Origin of the sequence: Mesorhizobium sp. C120A, assembly GCF_030323105.1 — a bacterium.
Classification (GTDB): Bacteria; Pseudomonadota; Alphaproteobacteria; order Rhizobiales; family Rhizobiaceae; genus Mesorhizobium.
Window position 1 is genome coordinate 2,408,364 of record NZ_CP100476.1, and the last position, 20,849, is coordinate 2,429,212.

A 20,849-nucleotide genomic window follows, 5' to 3' on the forward strand; every position below is an offset into this window, starting at 1 on the left:
GGTTTTCCCACGGCCCGGCTCATCCGGGCATGAAGGCGGTATAAGCGTTGTAATAACTTTTGTCAATTAATGATCAGTGATAATCAGTGATATGTTCAATCCTATTAGACTGGAACGGCCTTCAAGATCGCCAGAGGGTCGCGATGCTATTTGGGCCAATGAATCGCCAAGCGAACAGCGGCAAGTGAAGTCGTCAGCGGAACGACCGCTTGTTGGCGCCTTGATCCCGAAAACGGACGAGCTGCTTACGGCCCCGGGCCGCCAGTCTGCAATGCGCCCATAGCGGCCGTAGAGACTGTTTGGCCCGCCTTCCCGTAACAAGACACTGCAGTGGCGATGTTCCCCCCTGCCGTTCGGAACAGGGCCCTTTCCACTGCCTTCTAAGAATTCATTATAGTCATAGATAGCTGGTTGACGGTCTAAAGATCAAGATTCTCGACCAAGTCCGCAGCGCATGCGAATTGCTCGCTCGTGTCAGGCAACTAGGTCGGCATATTTATCGCGCGATCGAAGATCTGAGGCCTGTCCCGTACTAGGCGAGACAGCTTTATAATCTAGAATTTGTCGACAAGCGTTTCCAATTTTCCAAGCCACGCGGATATATCTCGAACTTCCTGCGGCAGGTGTTTATAGTCGTGTGCCGCATCATTTCGAACATCGTAGTCCCGGTCTAGCTCTGACCGCGCTTTTGGTTCTGCATGGAATATTATGTCTAGGCGGCGGCGTACTGAAAGTGATTTCATATTTTCCTTCAGAAAACGCCATGCATGACCATCTAAACCATGGGCTCTCGCATTGTTCGATACTTGATCCTCTGCCTCCTTCCGAACAAGATACTCGAACTGAGCCCAACCAAGTAGATAAAAGGCTACATCTAATGACTGTCGAAAACGTTCAAGGTCCTTTGCCGAACCACTTCGCTTTCGAATCTCCTGGTCTATGAGATCAGCGAGTTTGTCATATGCCCGCTTCGTATAGGTGAGCTTGGTCATTGTGCTCCGACCAGAGATTCCAGTGCCGTCTCATCGAACGCTATCGTCTCCCTTCGGGACTCCTGTGAGACCAGCCGCCAATTCGGTCTGCCTTGCACGCCTTGGTCTACAAGAAGATGAGTCCCGTTCCTCGTAATAACATCGACACGGCCGCGCGCTCCGAAGACGTATAAAGCACGGGGTACGAAGCTTAAAACTGGCTCGGTTTTTTCGAGAACGTCAAGGATTGCAATTTCGCGTTCTGGAACCGCATATTTCTGCATTAGCTCCTCAGACATCACAACTGACCTGGCTTGTTCAATCTTCAGATTGGCCCGATCTGAAAGCCAGCGCTCGATGTCTGCATAAAGTGCTGCAATTCGTTGGGTCCAATCTTCTACCCTCTCAACGACTTGCTCTCTTCGAAATATTCCACTTTCTGTTTTTTCCCAAACGTCGAGAGGTTTTAGAATGGTTTGTTTTAGGTAGCCTTTAGAATCTTGCGTGAGTATCGCAAGCTTTAAACGCTCGATATTGAAGTACCAGACCTCAGCGCTTGACTCGGCTTCTGGAACGGTAGTGATTTGCTTTAGTAGCTCCTCGAAGTCCCTCGCTTTTGGATCGCGCTCTCTTACCTTGACTTGGATATACGTACGGTGACCTCTGCTATCTTGAGCAACGAGGTCGTAGCCGGTCGCATCATTGGCAGGTTGAAGCGTATCAACGTCGGATGCCCGAGCGGTTTCGATGATCCTCTCGCCGGCGACTTCACTTTCGTCTGACACCCGAGGCAGAAGTTCGGAGTCTTTGTCAGGGTGAAATTTGAGAGCTTCTGGCCGCGTAGCATCAGGACCAAAGAGCACGTAGCGATTGCCCAAATTCACAAGAACTTGGCGTTGGGTCAGTTCAGGTGCCGCTCCGGTTTTCATTCTCTGCCGTAACATCAAAACAAGTATGTGGCTGCTGGCGCCAACGTGTGCCAATGCGCACACATCGTCAAGTTGAACGTCCTCAGGTTCGTGGGGTGCCGGTTTCGCCGTCCCAAGATCGCTACTGCTGATCCGCTGGGAGAGCTGCGCAAACCCAATGGTGAAAAAGTTCTCGAAGCTAGAGTCTTTGCAAGCGTTGTAAACTTCTCTCTGACTTTTCGCTTCGACACCGAGATAGCCAGCCATATCGCTGGCCTGCTACGCAAAATGCAGTATCGCCTGGCATTCACGCAGGCCAATGACATTTCTTTCACGCTCATCATGGGCCTTGCCGCCATCGCTGCATCAGCGCGACATACCGAACTCGCAGACGAGATACGGATTTTGACACGCGCGTTAGCCCGCCGCGGGGATCTAATCGCGGATGCTGAAAGTCAGGTGCGGGTTGCGCTGGGGGCTTCGCCTCGCGCGAGGACAAAGACGAGTGGTGCAAGGCTGTCGGCGATTGGCTGGTTGAAATCGCCAACGGCAAGCTGGAGCGGCAAGAGGCGGCACGCTTCCGCTCAAACCTCCATGTCTTCTGCCATGCTGTCCCAGAGCTTTGGCAACACATTGCAAAGGGCGATGCATCGCTCGCTGCGCTTTCCGAATGAGCTTTACGCAGCTGCTCTTTGGAACGCGTTACCAATCGGATTCTCCGTCCACTTCCTCATTCTATCTAAGCGACGAATAACATGATCGATCCGTCGGTACGCTCTGGGCGGCTCATGTGGTCGGGTCAGGCGGTGGCTGAAACGGGTTAGTCAGAGCGTCGAACTGCTGAACCTCGACTGATTGGCGCAGCGACATCTTTAACGAATGCCCGGTTTTATAGTCGTGCTCCCCGAAGCAGCCTTTCCGCTTTCCGCCCAATCGAGACGCTCCTTGCTCGTCGAAGAACGTCGTTAATGGTGCTAGCGCAACTTTCCGATGAGAGACTGAAACACCGTCACGATCCTTGTTCGCGAGATAGGGCGAGTGAGGCGTTCATCGGGCGAAATGCAGCGGTGTAGGTGGGACAAGAACATCGAAAAACATTGGAGCAGATTTGAATGCTTTGCTGTCCCACTAGTTCCTAACTGCTTGATTTAGCTTCTTTTCCAAACATCCTCCGGGCCCACCAGTCGCCTTGATGCATAAGGCTTTGCGTCGAGGGTAGACGACCCGGTTAGACATCGGTTAGACAAACCGCTTCAGAAGCTTCGCCATGCCATCCACGGCGAGCCGCTCCTGCTCCGTCCTTGCTGTAAAGCTCTACGTGGTCCAGGTCGTCGTGGCCGAGAATGCCTGCCGATTGTTTCGGGGTCGCGCCCTCCTTGGCCAGGTACTTCCCCAGCGTCTTCCGAAGTCCATGCAGCGTGCAGCCGGGCCCCATGCTCGCCATCTTGCTCCAGTGCGCCATCATGCCGGTCAGCGACCTCTCCGAGAAGGAATTGCCGTAGGCGTTCAAAATCACCGTGTCGGCCGAGCCCCAATGCTTCGGTGAGCACATAGGTGATCGTTAGCGGACTTCAAATGCGATCCGCTGCTCACTAATTACTTGATCCCGTAAATTACATGATCACGTACCGACTTTTTTATTGAAATCCCGAATTCGGTGGCCTTATAAGACCGATGTTGCCATTGCTCGTAGGTCGGCTGTGATGGATAACGTGGTTCCATTCCGCAAGGCCGTGCCTTGCGTCGAAGTGACAGAAACCTGCGGCGAATGGTTCGTCCGCGTGGTTGAGAAAGATCAGGAAATTGCCCGGTCATTCAATCAGGAATCGTTCGCGTTGTCCTTTGCAGAAGGCCAGCGGATACGCCTAGGGCTAGCGAAGGTCGTGCGCCTGTAGGGCGCTGTGGGGCGGCATTGTAGGCATTCAAGCATGAGCGGAACCTAATTTGCAGCCGCAAATTAATGTCCAATGAATGAACTCCCAAACCGGAAAAAACTCGTGCCTGACCCTCAACCTCGGCGCGGCTCCAACAAAGGTGTGTTGCTAGCGGCTGCAGCGCTGCTGTTTGCCTTTCTCGCTCTTATTCTGTTTGGGTTTTTTCAGTAAGTGCGCGCGGCGCCGGCTTCCTAGAGAGGGCAGAGCACCTGCCGACGTGATCTTCGATCGCTCGCGTCCTTGCGGCGGGGCGACTATCCAAGCCGGCTCGGTTCGTCGCTCCTGACGGGTTCGGCGGTCCCTCCACAGCAGGATGATCATTCGGCAATTCTTGGCAGCGCCGGTATTCAACTCACGCCCAAAGCGATTGAACTGAAGCTGGCCGTCGATGTCGTGACTGACGCAGCATGAGCCGAACAGGCGAGGCAAGCGCAAGCCTTGGGGCCTAACCTCAGACAGACGAATCACGCTCGTGCAGTCTGGAGACAGCGCAACGAGTTATTCATTCGGGCGCCTTCGCATCACCAGCGGAACGAAAGAGTTAATTGGCGGTTTACTAGGGAAGGATTGCAGGACGAAAAACATTGAGGATTTCTGCCATGACAATGTTGTTCGAACCACTCGACTCTGAAGGTTACAAGCGCAGCGTGGTCTACCATGCCGCACGCTTGTCCATGCTCCACAATCGAATGCTGAAGCGTTTCGAGAAGGTCGATAAAGCGGCTGAAAAGGTTGAAGCCGAGGTGGAGCTGTTTGATGAAGCTGTTCGCACTCTCTACGAATGAGCGGCATGTTGACCGCCGACGTTCCTGCTAGCGCGTATACGGGCGCGGGGTTCACCGTTTGCTCCACCAGGCGATGTCGCGCCGCGGATTTGGGCTTGATAAGCATGATCTAATGTATACGATTCACCCAGCCGGCTTGGCTCCCCCGCCATCGGGCCGGTCAGGCCCGACGGTTCAACGCACCACCCCAAACGACTGTCGGGCCGCCAGGACGCTCACTGCGCAGCCGGGTTCATGCTTTGCCTTTTTTTCTCGAAAAGCGCGAGCTTGGTCATATAACCAATTCTGATTTTTGCATGGCATTGGGTGCAGTTGAAGTTGGATATCACCTTCAACCACGATCCCTTTTTTATGATGACATGAGAACAGTTTGGACATTCCAGTTCCAGGTACTCGTCCCCCATATCGTTTGAAATCGGCACTACGACACTCCCCAACAGTTGCCCGTGAAACTTGCGCTTCGAGATCGGCCAGGCACCTCCGTGCTCAAACCCCGAACGTGGGTCCTTGGCAGATGTTCCGCAATCCGACCTCTGGCGACCGGGATCGGACCTAAGTCCAAATCGCCGCCAACAGGCCGAGAAGTGGAACCCCGGCGGATGCTTTTTGAACGCTGAATTTCCGTCCTCGCCGGTCGTAGTCCGCCGTCCTCCTGGCCAAAGCGCCAATGTTGCCCTTTGTGAGACTGACCTCGTCCGGCCTACCAGGTCGCCAGGGCGCAACTCCGGTAATAATGCGGCGGAGCGAATGTCAGCGCGAAGCTGTGCGCAGGGACGCCAACTCGCTGACAGCAGCAAGGATGACAGCATCGGTTGCCGGCTTCGGCAGGAATCTGCAGTCGCGGAAAGCCGCGGGAACGTCGGCGGGGCCAAATCCCGACAAGAAGGCAAAGGGGATGCCTCGCGCCTGCAATATCCTCGCCACCGGCAGACCCGTTTCACCGTTCAGCTGGATGTCTAGCAACGCCACGTCAATCTTGTCCGATTCGACAAGACGCAGAGCGGCGGATACCGACGGCACAGGTCCGACCACCTGATAACCGGCGCGACGCAGCCGCGCGGCAGTGTCCTGCGCGACTAGCCATTGATCCTCAACAATCAGAACACTCACGCTTTCGCTCACGGCCCCTCTCTGCGATTGACCGGAAATGAGATGTCGATCCGAGACCTTCGGACAGTTGTTTCGACATGTCCGCAAACCTATAGGTAACCTCTCCATGCAGCAAGGTGAGGCTGATGCTGGAGCGGAGGCGCTTCCACCGACCACTTGCTGAATTACCGGAGCCGAAGATTAGCGCGTCAATGGGGCTGCGGTCCGCGCCTCCGCTCCATCAGAGTTGGATAGGCGTTTACCCCTCTCCACGATCCACAAAATCTAAAAGCCGCCGTACCGCGCCATTGGCTCTTCAAAGCATGAGCAGCACCTCTCTCTCCATCTTGGGCGACCTGAGATTGCAATCGGTCAATGAGCGTCAGAAGTGCGATGCACCGAGTTTGTGCCTGCAGTTTTTCGAAGGAAAGGCTTGAGAATTCATGATTTCGGAGCAGGTTTGGCTGGCGCATGAGCGCCGCAGATCTATACTGGGGAGATCAAGCGATGGGGTCGCCATGAGCAAAGAGTTCAGTGTAGCTGATGCCTATGGCGCCGGCCGCGCCATGTTCATGGGACTTGAACTGCTGGTTTCGCCCGGTGCGCTCGTCCCCAGACCTGAGACCGAGTTGCTCGGCAAGACCGCGCTTGGTGTGTTGCATCAGATGAACCTGCCGGCTCCGCGCATAGTTGATATGTGCTGCGGCACTGGGAATCTGGCGTGCGCGATCGCCTACCATGTGCCCAGCGCCCTTGTCTGGGCAAGCGATCTCACCGATGAATGCGTCGAAACGGCACGCCGCAACACCTCAAATCACGGCATGGCTGAGCGTCTTTCGGTGCTTCAGGGCGACTTGTTCGACTCTCTCATCGGCCTTGGGCTAGACGGAACTATCGACGTAATCGTCTGCAATCCGCCTTACATTTCTGAAAAGCGGCTCGAGGGCGACCGCGCCCATCTGATCGAGCTTGAGCCGCGCGAGGCGTTCGCAGCCGGCCCTTACGGCCTGAGCATTCATATGCGCGTACTGAAAGACGCACCGCGATACCTGCGGCGTGGCGGCATCCTGCTCTTCGAGGTCGGGCTTGGCCAAGACCGACAGGTAGCGGGTCTGCTGGAACGCAGCAAGGCATTCGAGAACATCCGTTCGGTCTCGAACGAAGCGGGCGAGGGCCGGGTGGTTCTGGGGCAAGTCAAGTCGCAGGCATGAATCCTGCGACAGTCAGACCAAATACGGGCTGCTCTGGGCGTTACGCTTACTCATCAGTTCATTTTGCGGATGATGTATTGCTCGATCCCCTGGATGGAATCGAGGTTTTCAGGCAGAAGTTCGCTATCCTCGACGGTAATGCCAAAGGTCTCCTCGATGAAGCCGATAATCTCAAGCACACCCGTCGAGTCGACAATGCCTTGATCGAGCAAGGATGCGTCATCCAGCAATGCCTTGACGTCGCTGACGTAGAAATTTGAAACCAAGAAACTACGAATCTGCTCGCTGTAGATTCCGGTGCGTTCCTTGATGGTCAACATGAATTCGTCCTCCGTGGCGTCACCATTAAATCAGCGACTTGGTTCTGGCCCCGTATCATGACAGCGCCGTTTTCTTGAGTTTTCCCGTGTCCGTCATCGGCAGGTTCGCCACAACGACGATGGATTTCGGGACCATGAAGTTTTCCAGACGCTTCTGGCACTCCTTCTGCAGTTCCCTTTCGCCAATGGCTCTTCCATGCTCCATCACCACAAAAGCTTTCACCGCTTGCCCGAGGAGCTCGTCGGGAACACCTATGACAGCCGCTTCTCGGACTCCTGGAATGTCCATCAGTACATTTTCCACTTCCCTTGGCGCCACCTTCTCGCCTCGCGACTTTATGATCTCATCCCCACGGCCAACGAAGTAGAGGTAACCCTCCGTATCCATCCGGCAGTAGTCGCCGGTGTATAGGACCTGCTCGCCGGGCAGCGGGCCGGGTTTGAGTTTCCTGGCCGTTGCCTCGGGCTTGCCCCAATACCCGTTCATCACCGTTGCGCCGCGAATGACGAGTTGGCCGACAACGCCTGGGCCTATCCGCCTGTCATGCTCGTCAACGATCCACATCTCCGTATTCGGGATTGCGATCCCTACGCTCAATGGCTTTCGCTCGAGGTCCTCTGGCGGCAAATAGGTGCAACGTTTGCATTCGGTGAGACCGTACATCGAATAGATGCGTGCACCCGAAAACAGCTCGCGAAGCATGAAAATATGCTTGAGGGTAGGGCTGCCGCAGTGTTTGTGACGTAGCGGATGCTCGAGAAATCCTGGTCTTTGAGGGACCTGAGTTCGGAGAGTGCGGCAAAGATTGTGGGCACGCCGGGAAAGCCCGTAACTCCCTCCTGCCTGATCAACCCGAGGATCTGTGCCGGGAAAGCGAACGAGCGTTCGAGCACCAGCCGGGCGCCGGTACGAAAAGCCATGATCATCTGGTACAGTCCATAATCGAAGGCGAGGGGTAGGACATTGAGGATCACCTCGTCCTCGGCAATCGCCAGGTAGGAAGCGACAGACGCGCACGCGGCCATCATGTTTCTGTGCGTCAGCATCACGCCCTTGGGTTCGCCCGTCGACCCGGACGTGTAGATGATGGCTGCCAGATCAACATCGATGCACTGCCGTGCCGGCGGCGTATCCGCGCCATTGGCGAGGGCGGCGTCCCAGCGCACGGCAAACGGCAGCTGGGCGAGTTCGACGTCGTCGATAGGTCCCGATACGATCACCCGCAGAAGTGACGGGCAGCCGCGCGCCGGCTCGCGGAAGATCGCTTGCAGATGGCCGTCCGTGATGAGCGCCGTCGGCCGGCAGTCGTTGAGCAGATAATCGAGCTTGTCGCTCTTGGTGAGCGGGTTGACGATGCACACCACCGCATTCGCCTTTAGCACCGCCCAGAAGCTAACCACCGTCTCGACGGTGTTGTCGGCGAAGATCATCACGCGGTCACCGCGAACGACTCCGGATGCGGACAGGTCCCAGGCGATCGCGTTGGCTCGCGTTTCGAGTTCGAGGTAGGTGACACGCTGCCTGTTGCACACCAGCGCCACCTTACTTCCGTGTCGGACGGCGGAATGGGCGAGGTAGTCATGCAGCAATGGTACGGCATCATGCAACATACAGGCGCTCTTCCCGATGTTCGCAGTCGACGTCGACGCTGAGCGTGCATTCGAGCGTTGCACTGGGACAACCCGCGACGAACTGCTGATGAAGAAGTTGGGTCGACAACACGCCGACCAGCGCCATGTTGTCGGCATTGGACAGGTCGCCATCGCCAGTTCTGGCCTGGCATTTGGCAAGCAGGTGCGTGACCCCCTTTGGATCGAAGACATTCGCCTCGCGCAGGGCCTTCTGCGAAACCGCCTCGCGAGCGTAATCCGGGGCGTCTGCGCCGACGAAGCAAAGCGCGTTGGGCGCGCGGAAGGGCTGCTTCTTGCGGGCTACGATCTCGGAGGGCAGGATGGGTGCCGCCATGCGCTTCAGCACGTGCTTTTCGTCGAGGCCGCGGAGTTTGAAGGAGGGCGGCAGCGAATTCGCGAGCCTCACAAGTTCATCGTCCAGGAACGGGAAGCGCCCCTCGACGGAGTGAGCCATCAGCATCCTGTCGCCTTGCGAGGAGAGCAGATAGCCCGACATCAGTGTTTGCACCTCGAGATACTGGTCCTGCGCAAGGGGACTCCAACGGGCAAACTGCGCGGGCAGACGGGCGAGCAACTCGGACACGGCGTCGCGGCCCTGCGTTCGAGCCCGCATATCGGCCGTAAACAAGCGCTTGATGGCCCTGGTGGTTTGCCAGCGGGTTTCATGAGCAAAGCCCGGCGCGTCGTAAGCCTGAATATTTCGCCCGAAGAACTGACGCGCCATCGCCTGCTGTTGCACCGGCGAGCGGGTGAGATAGGGGTAAAGGCGTTCCAGGAGCCGAGAGCGGCGTGTCGATGTCGGGTGGCGCCCCCAGAAGCGGCGGACCTTGCCTTCGCGGAACAGGTCGTAGCCGGCGAACATTTCGTCAGCGCCTTCGCCGGTCAGCACGACCTTGATGCCACGCTCGCGCACCAGGCGCGAGAGCAGGAAGAGTGGCGCCGGGGCAGTCCTCAGTATCGGGCGTTCGGTGTGTCGGATTACCTCCGGAAAGATTCCGGCTATATCTCTGCGCGAAACGACCACTTCATGGTGCTCACTGCCGGTCGCCTCGGCAACCATTCGCTGGAAGCGGGTCTCGTCATATTCGGCGTCGGCAAAACGCAAGGAGAAGGTTTGGAAGCGATCGCCCGCGAAGCGCCTCGCGAGCGCGGCCACAAGCGAACTGTCCAGCCCTCCGGAGAGGTAGCACCCGACAGGCACGTCGGCGCGCACCATTCTGAGCGCCGTCGCGGCCTCAAGAGCGCTAGACACGCGGTCCACCGCGTCGTTGGAGGACCCGGGGAACTCGCCCTGCCGCGATCCGAAATTGTCGGGATAGGAAGGCTGCCAAAAAATCCGCTCACGAACGGTGCCATCCTGATAGATGCGGACACGACCCGGCTCGAGTTCGTTGATTCCGTGGAAAACTCCTTGCGGCGGAACGACCGTCCAGAGCGTGAACGTCTGATCGATGCCGGCTGGATCAAGGGCGCGAGGTATGGTTCGATCGGCCGCGAAAATGGCTTTCACTTCGCTGGCGAAATAAAGCCGGTGCGCATGCTCGCTGAAATACAGCGGGCAAATGCCGAAGCGGTCGCGCGACAATATAAGACGATTGGCCACTGAATCCCAGATCGCAATTGCCCATTGGCCGTTCATCCGCTCGAAGGCCGTTTCTCCCCACTCACGATAGGCGTGTAGCGCGACCTCCGTGTCGCTGCGGGTTCGGAAGCGGTGGCCGAGCGCCGTGAGTTTTTCACGCAATTCGACGTAGTTGAATATCTCGCCGTTGAACACGATCCACGTCGTATCGCCTGTGTCCGCCATCGGTTGCTGGCCACTGGAAAGATCGACGATGGACAGGCGCACATGCGCCAGCCCCGCGCGTCTGTCCCGGTAGAGACCGCGCCCGTCGGGGCCGCGATGCGCCAGCGCGCCCATCATCTGCATCAGCGCCTGCCGCGAAGGAGAAGCCGCTGTGGCATTCAGCGCCACGATTCCAGCGATGCCGCACATGCTCGGTCAATCTCCGCCTTCCGCGGACAGCAAAGGCCGCGCGTGAAGATAGTGGGCCGCCCTTCGTTTCGCTTCGATGTCCTTGAACACTTTCTGAAGCTGGGGCTCGGTGAGGCCAGCAACCGCCGCGAGCTCATTGCTGGCGACCCCGTGGTTCAGGCCGTAGAGGCATAGATCCATCAGGTGATAGGGCAGCGCGAAATAGAATTCTTCCTGGCTTTGGGTCATGGAAAAGGTGTCGGTGGTCGGTGGCCGCTGCCGGATTTCATCATCCACCTCGAGATATTCCGCGAGTTGATAAACCTGGGTTTTGTAAAGGTGAACGATCGGCATCACGTCGGCGGCTCCGTCGCCCTGCTTGACGAAAAAGCCCTGGTCGTACTCGAGGCGATTTGGAGTGCCGACAACCGCGTATTTGAGGCGGTCGGCGTGATAGTATTCCGTCATCTTGCGCAGGCGCTGCTTGTAGTTTGTCGCAGCAACGATCTGCAGATAGGCAGCTGGCGGCAGACGCACGGTATCTACTTTACCCTGCGGATCCTGGACCGTGAGGCGGGTTATATTGAGCCCGCTGCTCTCCAGAACCGACGCGATCACCAGCTTGCATTTCCACCCTTCCCCATAGTCGGGAACGACGGTCTGGATCGCATCGATCTGCCGGCGGTAGGCCCCAATGGCCTCCAGTGCCGGTGCTATGTCCTCAAGGACGCTTTCAATGCCAAGCTGTGCCGCGACGCGGCGGCCAAGTCTCAGGGAGTCGCCGGAAGAATCCCGCTCCGGCATGAACAGTCCCAGGACCTTGTCTTTCCCGAACGCGCGCATGCACAAGGTCGCGACGACGGAGCTGTCGATACCGCCGGAAAGACCGACAACCACGCCGCGACGATGCAGGGTGCCGAGAACCTGAGTGCGCAAGGTGTCAACGATGCGATCGACCTCCGCGCGGGCATCGAGCGTCAGCATGTCCTTGCTGAATTCCGGAATTATGTCGATGACAAGTCCTCCCTTTTGCGAGATTCGGCGGGGGAATAGGTCTGCACGATGGCCGTCTCGATAAGCGGACGGTTGGTGGCAAGGTTTGGTTCGACGACAAGGTCGATGTGGCTGCCCGTGATCGAAATGACGTCCAGGTGTGCCAAGACGCTGTCCCAGCCCAAGGCCCGCGGCATTCCCTCCCTGCGACATCGGAACAAGGTACCGGAGAGGGGCAGAGCCGGTTTCGGTGCCTCAAGCCATTGGAAGAATGACTTCGCCCTTAAAACCTCCTGCAGTTCCAGTTTGGTCCTGAAGATCGTCGGGTTGAACTCTCCATTGGCAAATCTGTCCAGAATCCTGGCCAGACGCGCTTCGCCGCCCACGGCGACGGTGATCTTCGCAAGGGCTCTGCAAGCCATCCGATGCGCGGATATGCGGTTGGTGCGAATACGATAGAACGTACGGGTAAGTGTCTCCCAATGGTTGCTCGGCTCGTCCAGAAGGCTCGTGTCGAGGATGCCCAGGAACCGCACCGTTCGCCCGGCCTTCATGAGCCGTGCGGCAACCTCGAATGCAACCGCGCCACCCAGAGAATGGCCGAGAAGTCGCACGGGGCCCGCAGGTTGGATGCGGCTTATCTGCTCGAGTGCGGCGCCAGCCATGGCGCTGAGGGTGTTGTGTCCGTCCAGTATCGCCGCAAGGCTCGGATATCGGATCGGGTTTACACGGGCGACTTTCCCCATGGCGGCTGCGAACGCAGCCAGGCTCGGACCATAGCCAACGGACCCTGGAAACAGGAAAAGAACCGGGGGGTGGTGCTTCTTTTCGCGCCCTTCGCCCGACCGTGCAGAGACGACCGCCTCAACCATCTCGTCCAAGCTCATGCCGACGGTGAATGCTTCGAGGCCCAGCTCTTGCCCGATGGCGTTTTCGATCGCCATCACGCAGTGCAGCAGCTGCAGCGAATCTCCTCCAGCATCATCCCAGTTTCCCGTGGCAGTGCCTGTGTTGAGAACCTGCGTCCACGCGTGCTGCACTATTTGACGCGTGTCCTTTGCTCCTCCGGCGGGCGGAGCATCGAGAGTGGACGACCGGGCGGCTCGCGCCCTCCTTCCGTGCGAACGATCTATCTCGGCCAGTGTTGCCAAATCGACCTTACCTCCCGACAGGCGTGGGATTGCGTCAACGGGGTGCAATCGCAAGGGACGCAATGGTGCCGGCAAGGTCATTCTGAGGAGCTGGCGAAGGTCGTCTGCAAAAGCGCCGCCTGCGAAGCGCTGGGGAACCGCGAAGGCGATGAGTTCCTGCGCGGCCGTTACCATCACCACGGCATCCGCCACCGAAGGCGCGCAACGCAAGACCCGTTCGAGTTCGGCGGGCTCGATGCGTCGACCATTGATCTTGATCTGGCGCCCTTTGCGGCCGACGATCCTCAAGATGCCATCATCGTCGAGCCGAACGAGGTCCCCGGTCGAAAAAAGCCGAGCCTCGGGATCGTCGGGGTCCGGCTGCGCGGGAACGACCACACCGTTCTCCCAATGACCAAGCAGGACATAGCGGCTTTTGATCAGAAGCTCTCCACTTTCGCCTGGCCCTACATTGCGCTCCGCTTCGTCGACGATAGCGAATGTCATACCAGGGAGCAGCCTGCCGACGGGAACCGACGCGTCTTGCTCGGGCCAGTCAGGCGGCAAGAACCATTGCGAACCGATGGTTTCAGTCGATGAGTAGCCGATCTGGATCAGACACTGGTCCGAAACGGCTTTGCGCAGCAAAGCGATGTCCATCCATGACACTTTCTCCCCACCGATCCGGGCCACTCTGAGCGGCCAGGAAGCGTCGGCGGGCGCCTCAGCCAGGAGGGCTCGAAGCAGTGCCGGCACAAGATAGGCGATCGTCACACCTTCGGACTGCAATCGAGCGCGCGTAGCGCGCAGGCCGACAGCCTCCACCTCGAGAAGATGCAATGTGGCGCCCGTCAGCAGCGCCGCAAAGATCTCCCGGCAACCGGCGATCGTGGCTGGCCCGGTCAGCGGCAGGAAAACGTCATCCGCGCTGATATGGCACGCATCGACATATTGCCGGACCCGCCATAGCAGGCTGCGTTGGCTGTTGACGATTCCCTTGGGGCGCCCGGTGCTGCCCGAAGTGTAAAGCACCAATGCGGGCGCATCGACCGAAACCATAGGGGGCTTATGCTGCTGTTCTGGGTGTTGATCGTTGGACGCCACGGCGGCCGCAATTTCGATCCAGACGATCTCTTGGGCCAATTCGACCGGGCGAACATTTTCGGCGCCTATAATCGCGCCGAGCCCCGCGGCACTGACTATATCGAAAATGCGAGAGGCGGGATCTCTTGTGTTGAGCGGGACCGAAGGCCGTCCCGCCGCCATGGTCGCCAACATCGCCACAGGATACCAAGCGGAGTTTGCTTGCAGGATGCCGATGGCCTGCCCTTCGGGGACGACGGCAGCGATATGAGTTGCCAGCGTCTCGACCGCCCGGAAAAGCTCAGAAAAAGTCAGGCGGTTCGCGCCGTCGCTGATTGCGAGCTTGTCAGGATACCGCCTGGCGACATCTCCAAGGTGGTCGAAGATTGGAGTGTCCGCAAATTTGGCACCCATCTGTCGGTAACGGCGCCAGACTGGCCCCCCTTGGTCAAGATCATATTCGGGAACGACTGACCACTTTCGGGTGGGTCGCAGATCCACCTGTAGGTTTTGATTTGCCACTTCCGAATGCAAACACACTGAGGACATTCAGGGCCCCGCCAAGCTGTCGGTCGAACATCGCTCGCCGCGGAGATCTTTTCATCAATCATTCGGATGATGCCTCGATCTTGCCTAGCCAGCGCTTCCCGAGCGTCCTTCAGAAGTTTTGCCATTTGTGTCCAGCACCGGTCGTTTTTCCTTGCAAGCTCCGTGGAGCGCAAGACGGCTTGCCCAGGCGAACGGATGCGATCGGCATCTCCGCTAGAATCCGGGCTCGGTGCCTAGATTCACTGACTGGAACAATCATTCAAATGAACGTTGGTGTGATCTGAAATCCGGCTAAGCTTGATCCGTAGGGGAATGACTGCTCGTTCGGAGACGCTTGAGCATATGATCATCGAGTTGTTTGGGCCGCCTGGCGCGGGTAAAACCACGCTGCTTCGCGGCCTCTGCCAAGGGCTGGCGAGACACGGCATCAATGTGAAGACAGTAAATGGGTATCGCCTGATTGAACCTGGATCGGCTCAGGATGACGCTCCGGAAATCCGCCATGGCATAGGAAGAATTGGCAAAAAGATTGCCACATCCGGTCCTATCTTGCTGTCGACCTTGCCAAAGGACAGTGTCGCGGCCCGGCTTCTGGCATCGATCCCTCTTCGAAGCCGCGTGTGGTCATGGCGAATGAAGGTCGACATCGCCCAACTGTGCCAGTCCTGGCGCCAAGCGCGGGAGTCGCCCGGTTGCTTCATCTTCGAAGAGGGCATGATTCAGGCTTTGTGTGCGCTGGGCGTGCTGGCTAGAACTCCAAGCCTCGACGCGGTCCGCAAGTGCCTGGCGTTCCTGCCGCGGCCGGATCTCGTTGTGCAACTCGACGCGCCCCAGGAAACGTTACGCCGCCGTCTTGTGGATAGGCATGCGCAGCAACCGCTCCTCGAGGTTATGCTGTTCGAACTTGGCGTGGACAAAGGATTAAGGCAGGCCGAAATCTCAAGAGAGGTCGGCGAGTGCCTGCGCCAGGACCGATGGCCGTTGATACAAGTCAATGGTGCTGAACCTCACGACGTGGACGGGGTCGTCGCGCGCGTTCTGGGAGAGCATGTTGGTCATGCTGCCTAGGCTGGCCCATGACCTATGATCCATGACACATTTATGCATTTGGCGCCAAGCCGGGCAGCATCTGCCGCCAAGCGCGCAATCATGTCGAATCGTGCTGATCGAGCACTTCGAGCATGGTCGTCAACATGCTTCCGACTTCCTCAGAGATTTCCTCGGGGCGGATTCCCGCTCTGATGGCATCCGCCGTTGCTTGGTCCGCAAGTTTCGCCGCAAGAGCCGGATCGGCCTTGGTGTAGAGTGGGATCTTATCCTCTACCCATTTCTGCAGGAATTCGATGCCGCGCGCGCTCATACCAAGTACAAGCTCGGCGGGGCTTCTTGGTTCCGTCAGCCATATTCAAGAACGTCAGACCATCTTGCTCAGGCTGACGTTCCCACGGTCACGTCACGATGAACGAGGACGCCGTCAGAGCCAGGTGTGGCGATAGAGTGGCAAATTGGATCTGATGTGCGCCGCCCGAGCCGTCGCTGTCAAAGGAAAGCGCGCCGGTCGAGCTGTTATAGACGATGTGATCGCCGCTGTCGTGCGCGGCCCTGCCGGCGTAGAACGCCGAAGAGGGAAGGGTGCCGGTATGCAGGCCGGCAAACACAGTGTGGTCGAGTTGGATCTTGTCGTGGCCCACTTTGAAATCGGTGACCTTGTCGATATTGCCGACCTTGAGAGCCGAATCGAAGACAAAGACGTCGTTGCCGCCATGTCCGGTCAGAACGTCTCTCCCACCACCGCCGTTGATAGTGTTGCTCCCGGAATTGCCATCGATGGTTTGGGCGAATTCGTTTCCCGTGAGCTTGATAGCGGCAGTTCCCAATTTGCTGGTGGTCGCAAGATGCTCGACCTGCGAGCCGGCCGACAGCGCGTAGCTCACCGATGCCAGCACGCTGTCGTTGCCGCTGTGCCGCAGTTCCACCACTTTGTCGCCGGCGTTGTTGACATAGTAGGTGTCGTTGTAGCCGCGGCCCATCATCGTGTCCGCGCCAGCGGTGCCGCGAAGCACATCCGCGCTACCCGTGCCGTAGAAAATGTGATCGCCGGTGCTGGTCGGAGGGACACTTGTGGGCGGAGGCGCTGTGCTGGTAGGCGGCGGCGTCGGTTCGCTGGCCGAAGGACCGCTTGCGGTGCTCTGGTTGTGTTGAAGGAACAGAGCCTGCAGCGTCGGCGAGCTCTCAAGCGCCGTGTCGCCCTGTTGAGAACCCCAAGCATAGGCATAGTCGAAGGCCGGCGAAGGCGCTACCTTGGCCCAGTGGTCCAACATGGTCTTTTCCTGAGCAACGCTGGGCAGGACATAGCGACCGCCCGTGTCGGTCGTCCAGTCGCCGCCGCCGAAGGTCTGATACACGGGAACGACCTGACTGAGCGGGATGCCCGAGGCGACGGCCGCCGCCACAGTCCTGTCGATCATGTTGTAGTCAATCGTGCTTGTTCCGGTCCGTACCGGGTAGGGATCCAAGCCGTAATAGTCGATATGCGTGTTGGCAGGATTGAAGGTGTTTGAAAAGTCGGGGTTAGCGGAAGACCCCATGTTCATCATTGTTATGAAGGTCTTGGCGCCGGGCAGGTGGCTGTGGATCCAGTCTGACTCCGCCTTCAGATCAGCGGCGGTGGCATAAGTTCCCCATTTGCCGGTCGGGTCCGGCTCATCGACGAGGAAGAAGCCAAACACTTTCGGATTGCCGATGAAGGGCGTGACCTTCTGGATAAAGGAGGAGGTTGCACCATCTGCTTCATTGAGCCACACCAGGCCTTTCTGGCCGGCCGGCAAGGCGTTGAGCTGGTCCAAGGAAGATACATCAACAAGATTGAATCCGGCTTTCGCGACCTCGGAGGCCGACCCGCCCGAGGCGTAATGGAGTGTTGTCATTGACATACCCTTCGTCCGATTCGGTAGGCGCCCCACACCTGCCTAGGGAAAGGATCCATTAGCGACAAATCAAATACCGGCGTCCCTTGATAGAATCTTTGATCATGGTCCGGAAAACACAACAGCCTCGATGCTACGCTTGCGTCAGAGGTTTGTAGATGATCCAAGTATGTCGGGCGCTCAAGCCTGCAACGAAAGCATTGCAGCGAAGTCTGCCGGAGCGCTTGCGCATTTGCAGTGGCGGCAATCGGCCAATGCGCGCTTCGGTTGCGCGAGCCACCGCCCAAATGCGCGCTTCCGCAGGATTTATTCGAGCTCAGACCGCAAAGGAACCGCGTCCTCGCGAAGCCTCCCATTGCAGCCGCTCGATGCTCCTCAACGCGGTCGCCTAGCCGCGGGAAGATGCGGCTGGTGGGTCAGACCATATCCAGAGACCGGGTGAAAGCCTGCTTCCAGACGAAGCGGTCGGGAGAACTGCCGGTGCGAGTCATCACACCATCTGGGCGCGATGTTGATCCGGCGTGAGAAGGCGGGCGGAGATTGCTTTGAACGCGAGCGCGCGGACCTTCGAACACAGCCCTCTTTTTCTAAATATCCGGCCCGCCGTGTCGTACGCGAACGTGTCGTCGTTGCACGGTCAGACCGGATGATCCAACGCACTGACCGAGGCGACAGCGATTGTGGCTGCATTGCCGCATCGTTGATCAGCTTGCTTCATGCAAACAGACGAGGACAGCACGAAAGCCTCCTCCTAGCGTGGGACTGGCTGTTGTGTGTTCAGGGGCGATGAAACCGGCCATGGAAACCGCGGATAGGATCAGCTGTTTTAAGCGATTGGTATCGCATCCAGGAGCGACAGGATGAGTCCGCATCTGGTTTGCGTTGGAGGCGAGGATCATAGACTAAGAATCCCGTTTCTTTTGGCGCTTCGCGAAAGGGGTTTTCAAGTCACTGCCGTTTCGAGTGATCTCGGAGCCGCCTTTTCACCCCATGGCATTGCCCATCGCCGATTCGGGTTCGACCGCTTTGGCAGCGGCGGTGCAGAATGGGGTGCTGTCAGCGCGATCCGTGAACTGATGTCCGAACTGCGTCCGGACATCATTCAAAGTTTCGACACCAAGCCCAATCTCCTAACTCCACTGGCGGTGCGCGGGCACGTTCCCGTCGTTCGCACCATCAACGGGCTTGGTTGGACATTCTCGTCGCGGGAGCCGCGGGCCCTGGCATTGCGTCCTTTCTTTTGCGGCCTTCAGGGGGTGGCGTCTCGTTGGACAGCCATGACCGTCTTCCAGAATAGTGATGATCAGGCCTTCTTCGAGCGCTACCGGCTGGTGGCTCGCGGCAAAGGGCGACTGATCCGGAGTTCTGGCATCGACCCCGATGCATTCTCGATGGCAAGGTATCGTGGTCCTTCGGCTGCCACGATGCGCGAGGAACTTGGCCTACAATCGGCCCAGGTCATAATATTTGTCGGTCGGCTCACGCGGCAGAAGGGGATTCCAACCCTCATCGAGGCGGTTCCTCGCGTTATCCGCGAGAGGCCCAACGCGCGTTTCGTACTTGTCGGCCCGCAAGACTCCGAAGGTCCGTTTGCCGTCAGCAGAGCCGATATCGAGCGCCATGTTCCCCACGTTGTCGCATTGGGGCCAAGGCGCGACATTCCAGCCCTCCTGGGGATGGCGGATCTGTTTGCGTTTCCGACGCAATATCGCGAGGGAATTCCGCGTGTCCTGCTGGAGGCGGGATTGTCCGGATTACCGATCGTCGCCTCCAACATGCCGGGCTGCAACGATGTGGTTGAGGATGGCTGGAACGGCTATCTCGTGGCGCCGCGCGATGCGGATGGCTTGGCCTCCCGGATAGTCGATATTCTTTCCGACCCCGCCCGTGGCAAGACCATGGGGAGCCGTTCCGTCGGATTCGTGCGGGAGCGGTTCTCGTTGTCGTGGGTCATCGACCAGTATTGCGACCTGTACAAGACAATCCTGGGTGGCAGATATCGCAGCAGGCTTGTTCAAGCTGCGCAGGCGAATCCGAGGGAAGAGGCGGTGCCGAGCCCCCATCGACTGGGCGAGGCGCGGCAATGATGCGTGATGCGCTTCTGGCCTTCGGCGTCGCGATGTCCTACGCGGCGCAACTCAGCATCCCAGGGCTGCCCTTCGGCTACAGCGAACTGTGCCTCACGCTCTGGATAATGCTGTCGATGACGCGAATCCTTGCTGGCGGCCAACTGGAGGTTACGCCGGCACTGGCTAAGCTTGGGCTTTTCTGGCTGATCCTGGCGCTTGCCATGGGCGTGGGTTACATCATCGGTTTTCTGACAACCACGTTGTTCCTGGATCCGTTGTTGCACGACACGCTGGCCTATGTGCTGTTGGCGTGCGTCACCTGTCTGGCCGCTGCGGAGCCCAACGCGTCTTTCCGTTTGCGTCGTATCGCCTGGTGGATGGTTGCTGTCGCGAATGCGGGCTTCATCATTCAGGTAGGGCTTGGTTTCGGCTGGCTCCATCAGGCTGGGGTCGAACCCTGGTACTGGGACCGCTTCTGCGGGTGGTCCGACAATCCGAACCAGCTTGCGCTCTACTGCGCCCTACTCGGTCCACTGGCCTTGCATCTTGCCACAACCACCAGCAATAAATGGGGAAGATGCCTTGCCCTATGCAGCCTCATATTCACCGTTTACGTCGGAAGGCTGACAAAAAGCGATACCTACCTTTATACCACGGTCCTGGCTTGTCTGATCCTTCTCGGGCTGCGGGTCCGGGCCTGGCTGGCGAGCGACGGCAATAAGGCGAGCCTTTCAAGGCAGCTTGCCGTCCTGATGGCCGTTGGCTTCCTGCCGCTGGCCCTGTCTATAGCGCCCTATGCCCTCAGCGAGGCCTCCAGCGCCGAAGACTTCGCCAAGAGCCTGACCAAAGACAAGGGCGGGGAAGCGACTGCCCAAACCGCGGCGCTTCGCCTCTACCTCTGGAATGCAGCCTTGGAGAAGGGGCACGATCGGGATCGCTTGGACTGGGTCCGGGCCCGCATCTAGATAGTCCGCCCGTGGTCAATCAACAGTTTTTGCCGCGGCCCTTCGAGGCGCACAGCACCATCCTGGATCTCTACACTCAGGGCGGCCTGATTTCGGTTCTAGCCCTGATGTGGATCTTCGGCTCGGCTGCGTTGTCCGCCTGGCGGGCGAAGCTGGACGCTCTCGTGGCGCTCGTGGCATCGATCGCCGTTTTCAGTGCTCCGCATTTGGTCATCCGCCATCCGATCGTGTGGTTCTGTCTGACCCTCTGCCTTGCCGCCGGGACGCCGGAAGCGATCCCCGCGATTGTTCGCCAGAGGAGATGCTAG

The 20,849-nt window shown here is 58.5% G+C and carries 19 protein-coding genes and 1 pseudogene; 8 read left to right on the forward strand and 12 right to left on the reverse strand.

The genetic code is table 11. From position 1 onward, the window contains the following. Positions 1-554: 554 nt before the first annotated feature. Both NL532_RS11790 and NL532_RS11795 read right to left on the reverse strand, forming a co-directional pair. Complete coding sequence (locus NL532_RS11790) at positions 555-992, reverse strand: hypothetical protein (RefSeq protein ID WP_081731099.1); 438 nt, start codon at positions 990-992, stop codon at positions 555-557. Then, the gene (locus NL532_RS11795) at positions 989-2,146 is read right to left on the reverse strand and encodes a hypothetical protein (RefSeq protein WP_023830104.1); all 1,158 of its coding nucleotides are present in this window, start codon (positions 2,144-2,146) and stop codon (positions 989-991) included. Before NL532_RS11795 ends, NL532_RS11790 begins: the two co-directional genes overlap by 4 nt. Before the next feature lie 21 nt (positions 2,147-2,167). On the opposite strand from NL532_RS11795, the gene NL532_RS11800 reads away from it, so the two are divergent. Beyond that, positions 2,168-2,638 carry a hypothetical protein gene (locus NL532_RS11800; RefSeq protein WP_023830103.1) on the forward strand — a complete coding sequence of 157 codons (471 nt, stop codon included), beginning with the start codon at positions 2,168-2,170 and terminating at the stop codon, positions 2,636-2,638. A 469-nt stretch (positions 2,639-3,107) separates the two neighbouring features. Here NL532_RS11800 and NL532_RS11805 read toward each other — a convergent pair whose 3' ends face one another. After that, complete coding sequence (locus NL532_RS11805) at positions 3,108-3,431, reverse strand: tyrosine-type recombinase/integrase (protein ID WP_023830102.1); 324 nt, start codon at positions 3,429-3,431, stop codon at positions 3,108-3,110. Between the two features lie 151 nt (positions 3,432-3,582). On the opposite strand from NL532_RS11805, the gene NL532_RS11810 reads away from it, so the two are divergent. Together NL532_RS11810 and NL532_RS11815 are read left to right on the forward strand one after the other, a co-directional pair. Further along, positions 3,583-3,774 (forward strand): hypothetical protein, encoded by a 192-nt coding sequence (locus tag NL532_RS11810; protein WP_023670878.1) that lies wholly within the window; start codon positions 3,583-3,585, stop codon positions 3,772-3,774. A 638-nt stretch (positions 3,775-4,412) separates the two neighbouring features. After that, positions 4,413-4,598, forward strand: a complete 186-nt coding sequence (locus tag NL532_RS11815; protein ID WP_023697125.1) for a hypothetical protein — start codon at positions 4,413-4,415, stop codon at positions 4,596-4,598. A 174-nt stretch (positions 4,599-4,772) separates the two neighbouring features. On the opposite strand, the gene NL532_RS11820 is transcribed toward NL532_RS11815, so the two are convergent. Both NL532_RS11820 and NL532_RS11825 read right to left on the reverse strand, forming a co-directional pair. After that, the gene (locus NL532_RS11820) at positions 4,773-4,976 is read right to left on the reverse strand and encodes a hypothetical protein (protein ID WP_155921622.1); all 204 of its coding nucleotides are present in this window, start codon (positions 4,974-4,976) and stop codon (positions 4,773-4,775) included. A 372-nt stretch (positions 4,977-5,348) separates the two neighbouring features. Next, positions 5,349-5,720: a response regulator gene (locus tag NL532_RS11825; RefSeq protein ID WP_023670881.1), complete on the reverse strand. Its 372-nt coding sequence runs from the start codon at positions 5,718-5,720 to the stop codon at positions 5,349-5,351. 485 nt (positions 5,721-6,205) lie between these two features. Here NL532_RS11825 and NL532_RS11830 point away from each other — a divergent pair, with 485 nt between their 5' ends. Then, the gene (locus NL532_RS11830) at positions 6,206-6,898 is read left to right on the forward strand and encodes a N5-glutamine methyltransferase family protein (RefSeq protein ID WP_023825308.1); all 693 of its coding nucleotides are present in this window, start codon (positions 6,206-6,208) and stop codon (positions 6,896-6,898) included. A gap of 53 nt (positions 6,899-6,951) precedes the next feature. On the opposite strand, the gene NL532_RS11835 is transcribed toward NL532_RS11830, so the two are convergent. The 5 genes and pseudogenes from NL532_RS11835 to NL532_RS11855 form a co-directional block, all read right to left on the reverse strand. Continuing rightward, complete coding sequence (locus tag NL532_RS11835; protein WP_023670883.1) at positions 6,952-7,218, reverse strand: acyl carrier protein; 267 nt, start codon at positions 7,216-7,218, stop codon at positions 6,952-6,954. A 55-nt stretch (positions 7,219-7,273) separates the two neighbouring features. Continuing rightward, positions 7,274-8,829: pseudogene (locus tag NL532_RS11840) on the reverse strand (class I adenylate-forming enzyme family protein). Continuing rightward, on the reverse strand, positions 8,819-10,846 hold the full coding sequence (asnB, locus tag NL532_RS11845) for an asparagine synthase (glutamine-hydrolyzing) (RefSeq protein ID WP_023697128.1): 2,028 nt from the start codon (positions 10,844-10,846) through the stop codon (positions 8,819-8,821). Before asnB ends, NL532_RS11840 begins: the two are co-directional and overlap by 11 nt. 6 nt (positions 10,847-10,852) lie before the next feature. After that, positions 10,853-11,833 carry an NAD(+) synthase gene (nadE, locus tag NL532_RS11850; protein WP_280790677.1) on the reverse strand — a complete coding sequence of 327 codons (981 nt, stop codon included), beginning with the start codon at positions 11,831-11,833 and terminating at the stop codon, positions 10,853-10,855. Then, the gene (locus tag NL532_RS11855; RefSeq protein ID WP_031203565.1) at positions 11,830-14,580 is read right to left on the reverse strand and encodes a non-ribosomal peptide synthetase; all 2,751 of its coding nucleotides are present in this window, start codon (positions 14,578-14,580) and stop codon (positions 11,830-11,832) included. Before NL532_RS11855 ends, nadE begins: the two co-directional genes overlap by 4 nt. A gap of 342 nt (positions 14,581-14,922) precedes the next feature. On the opposite strand from NL532_RS11855, the gene NL532_RS11860 reads away from it, so the two are divergent. Then, complete coding sequence (locus NL532_RS11860; RefSeq protein WP_031203564.1) at positions 14,923-15,648, forward strand: AAA family ATPase; 726 nt, start codon at positions 14,923-14,925, stop codon at positions 15,646-15,648. A 79-nt stretch (positions 15,649-15,727) separates the two neighbouring features. Here the strand turns inward: NL532_RS11860 and NL532_RS11865 are convergent, their stop codons facing one another. Then, positions 15,728-15,940 (reverse strand): DUF768 domain-containing protein, encoded by a 213-nt coding sequence (locus NL532_RS11865; RefSeq protein WP_023670889.1) that lies wholly within the window; start codon positions 15,938-15,940, stop codon positions 15,728-15,730. 88 nt (positions 15,941-16,028) lie between these two features. Continuing rightward, the gene (locus NL532_RS11870) at positions 16,029-17,507 is read right to left on the reverse strand and encodes a M10 family metallopeptidase C-terminal domain-containing protein (protein WP_023830097.1); all 1,479 of its coding nucleotides are present in this window, start codon (positions 17,505-17,507) and stop codon (positions 16,029-16,031) included. A gap of 860 nt (positions 17,508-18,367) precedes the next feature. Between NL532_RS11870 and NL532_RS11875 the strand changes: the two genes are divergently transcribed. Genes NL532_RS11875 through NL532_RS11885 form a run of 3 tightly spaced genes read left to right on the forward strand, consistent with a single transcriptional unit; the run spans position 18,368 to position 20,849 of the window. Further along, positions 18,368-19,594 carry a glycosyltransferase family 4 protein gene (locus tag NL532_RS11875; RefSeq protein ID WP_023727383.1) on the forward strand — a complete coding sequence of 409 codons (1,227 nt, stop codon included), beginning with the start codon at positions 18,368-18,370 and terminating at the stop codon, positions 19,592-19,594. Next, the gene (locus NL532_RS11880) at positions 19,594-20,541 is read left to right on the forward strand and encodes a polymerase (protein WP_286488114.1); all 948 of its coding nucleotides are present in this window, start codon (positions 19,594-19,596) and stop codon (positions 20,539-20,541) included. The genes NL532_RS11875 and NL532_RS11880 overlap by 1 nt, the downstream gene beginning before the upstream one ends. A gap of 11 nt (positions 20,542-20,552) precedes the next feature. Then, positions 20,553-20,849, forward strand: coding sequence for a hypothetical protein (locus tag NL532_RS11885; protein WP_286488115.1), 297 nt, complete (start codon positions 20,553-20,555; stop codon positions 20,847-20,849).

Bases quoted from the DNA above. Each gene is read 5' to 3' on its own strand.
- NL532_RS11865 (WP_023670889.1), bottom strand. From the start codon at position 15,940: ATGAGCGCGCGCGGCATCGAATTCCTGCAGAAATGGGTAGAGGATAAG.
- NL532_RS11870 (WP_023830097.1), bottom strand. From the start codon at position 17,507: ATGACAACACTCCATTACGCCTCGGGCGGGTCGGCCTCCGAGGTCGCG.
- NL532_RS11820 (WP_155921622.1), bottom strand. From the start codon at position 4,976: ATGTCCAAACTGTTCTCATGTCATCATAAAAAAGGGATCGTGGTTGAA.
- NL532_RS11790 (WP_081731099.1), bottom strand. From the start codon at position 992: ATGACCAAGCTCACCTATACGAAGCGGGCATATGACAAACTCGCTGAT.
- NL532_RS11830 (WP_023825308.1), top strand. From the start codon at position 6,206: ATGAGCAAAGAGTTCAGTGTAGCTGATGCCTATGGCGCCGGCCGCGCC.
- NL532_RS11880 (WP_286488114.1), top strand. From the start codon at position 19,594: ATGCGTGATGCGCTTCTGGCCTTCGGCGTCGCGATGTCCTACGCGGCG.
- NL532_RS11795 (WP_023830104.1), bottom strand. From the start codon at position 2,146: ATGGCTGGCTATCTCGGTGTCGAAGCGAAAAGTCAGAGAGAAGTTTAC.
- NL532_RS11835 (WP_023670883.1), bottom strand. From the start codon at position 7,218: ATGTTGACCATCAAGGAACGCACCGGAATCTACAGCGAGCAGATTCGT.
- NL532_RS11855 (WP_031203565.1), bottom strand. From the start codon at position 14,580: ATGTCCTCAGTGTGTTTGCATTCGGAAGTGGCAAATCAAAACCTACAG.
- NL532_RS11800 (WP_023830103.1), top strand. From the start codon at position 2,168: ATGCAGTATCGCCTGGCATTCACGCAGGCCAATGACATTTCTTTCACG.
- NL532_RS11805 (WP_023830102.1), bottom strand. From the start codon at position 3,431: ATGTGCTCACCGAAGCATTGGGGCTCGGCCGACACGGTGATTTTGAAC.
- NL532_RS11860 (WP_031203564.1), top strand. From the start codon at position 14,923: ATGATCATCGAGTTGTTTGGGCCGCCTGGCGCGGGTAAAACCACGCTG.
- NL532_RS11810 (WP_023670878.1), top strand. From the start codon at position 3,583: ATGGATAACGTGGTTCCATTCCGCAAGGCCGTGCCTTGCGTCGAAGTG.
- NL532_RS11875 (WP_023727383.1), top strand. From the start codon at position 18,368: ATGAGTCCGCATCTGGTTTGCGTTGGAGGCGAGGATCATAGACTAAGA.
- asnB (WP_023697128.1), bottom strand. From the start codon at position 10,846: ATGTGCGGCATCGCTGGAATCGTGGCGCTGAATGCCACAGCGGCTTCT.
- NL532_RS11815 (WP_023697125.1), top strand. From the start codon at position 4,413: ATGACAATGTTGTTCGAACCACTCGACTCTGAAGGTTACAAGCGCAGC.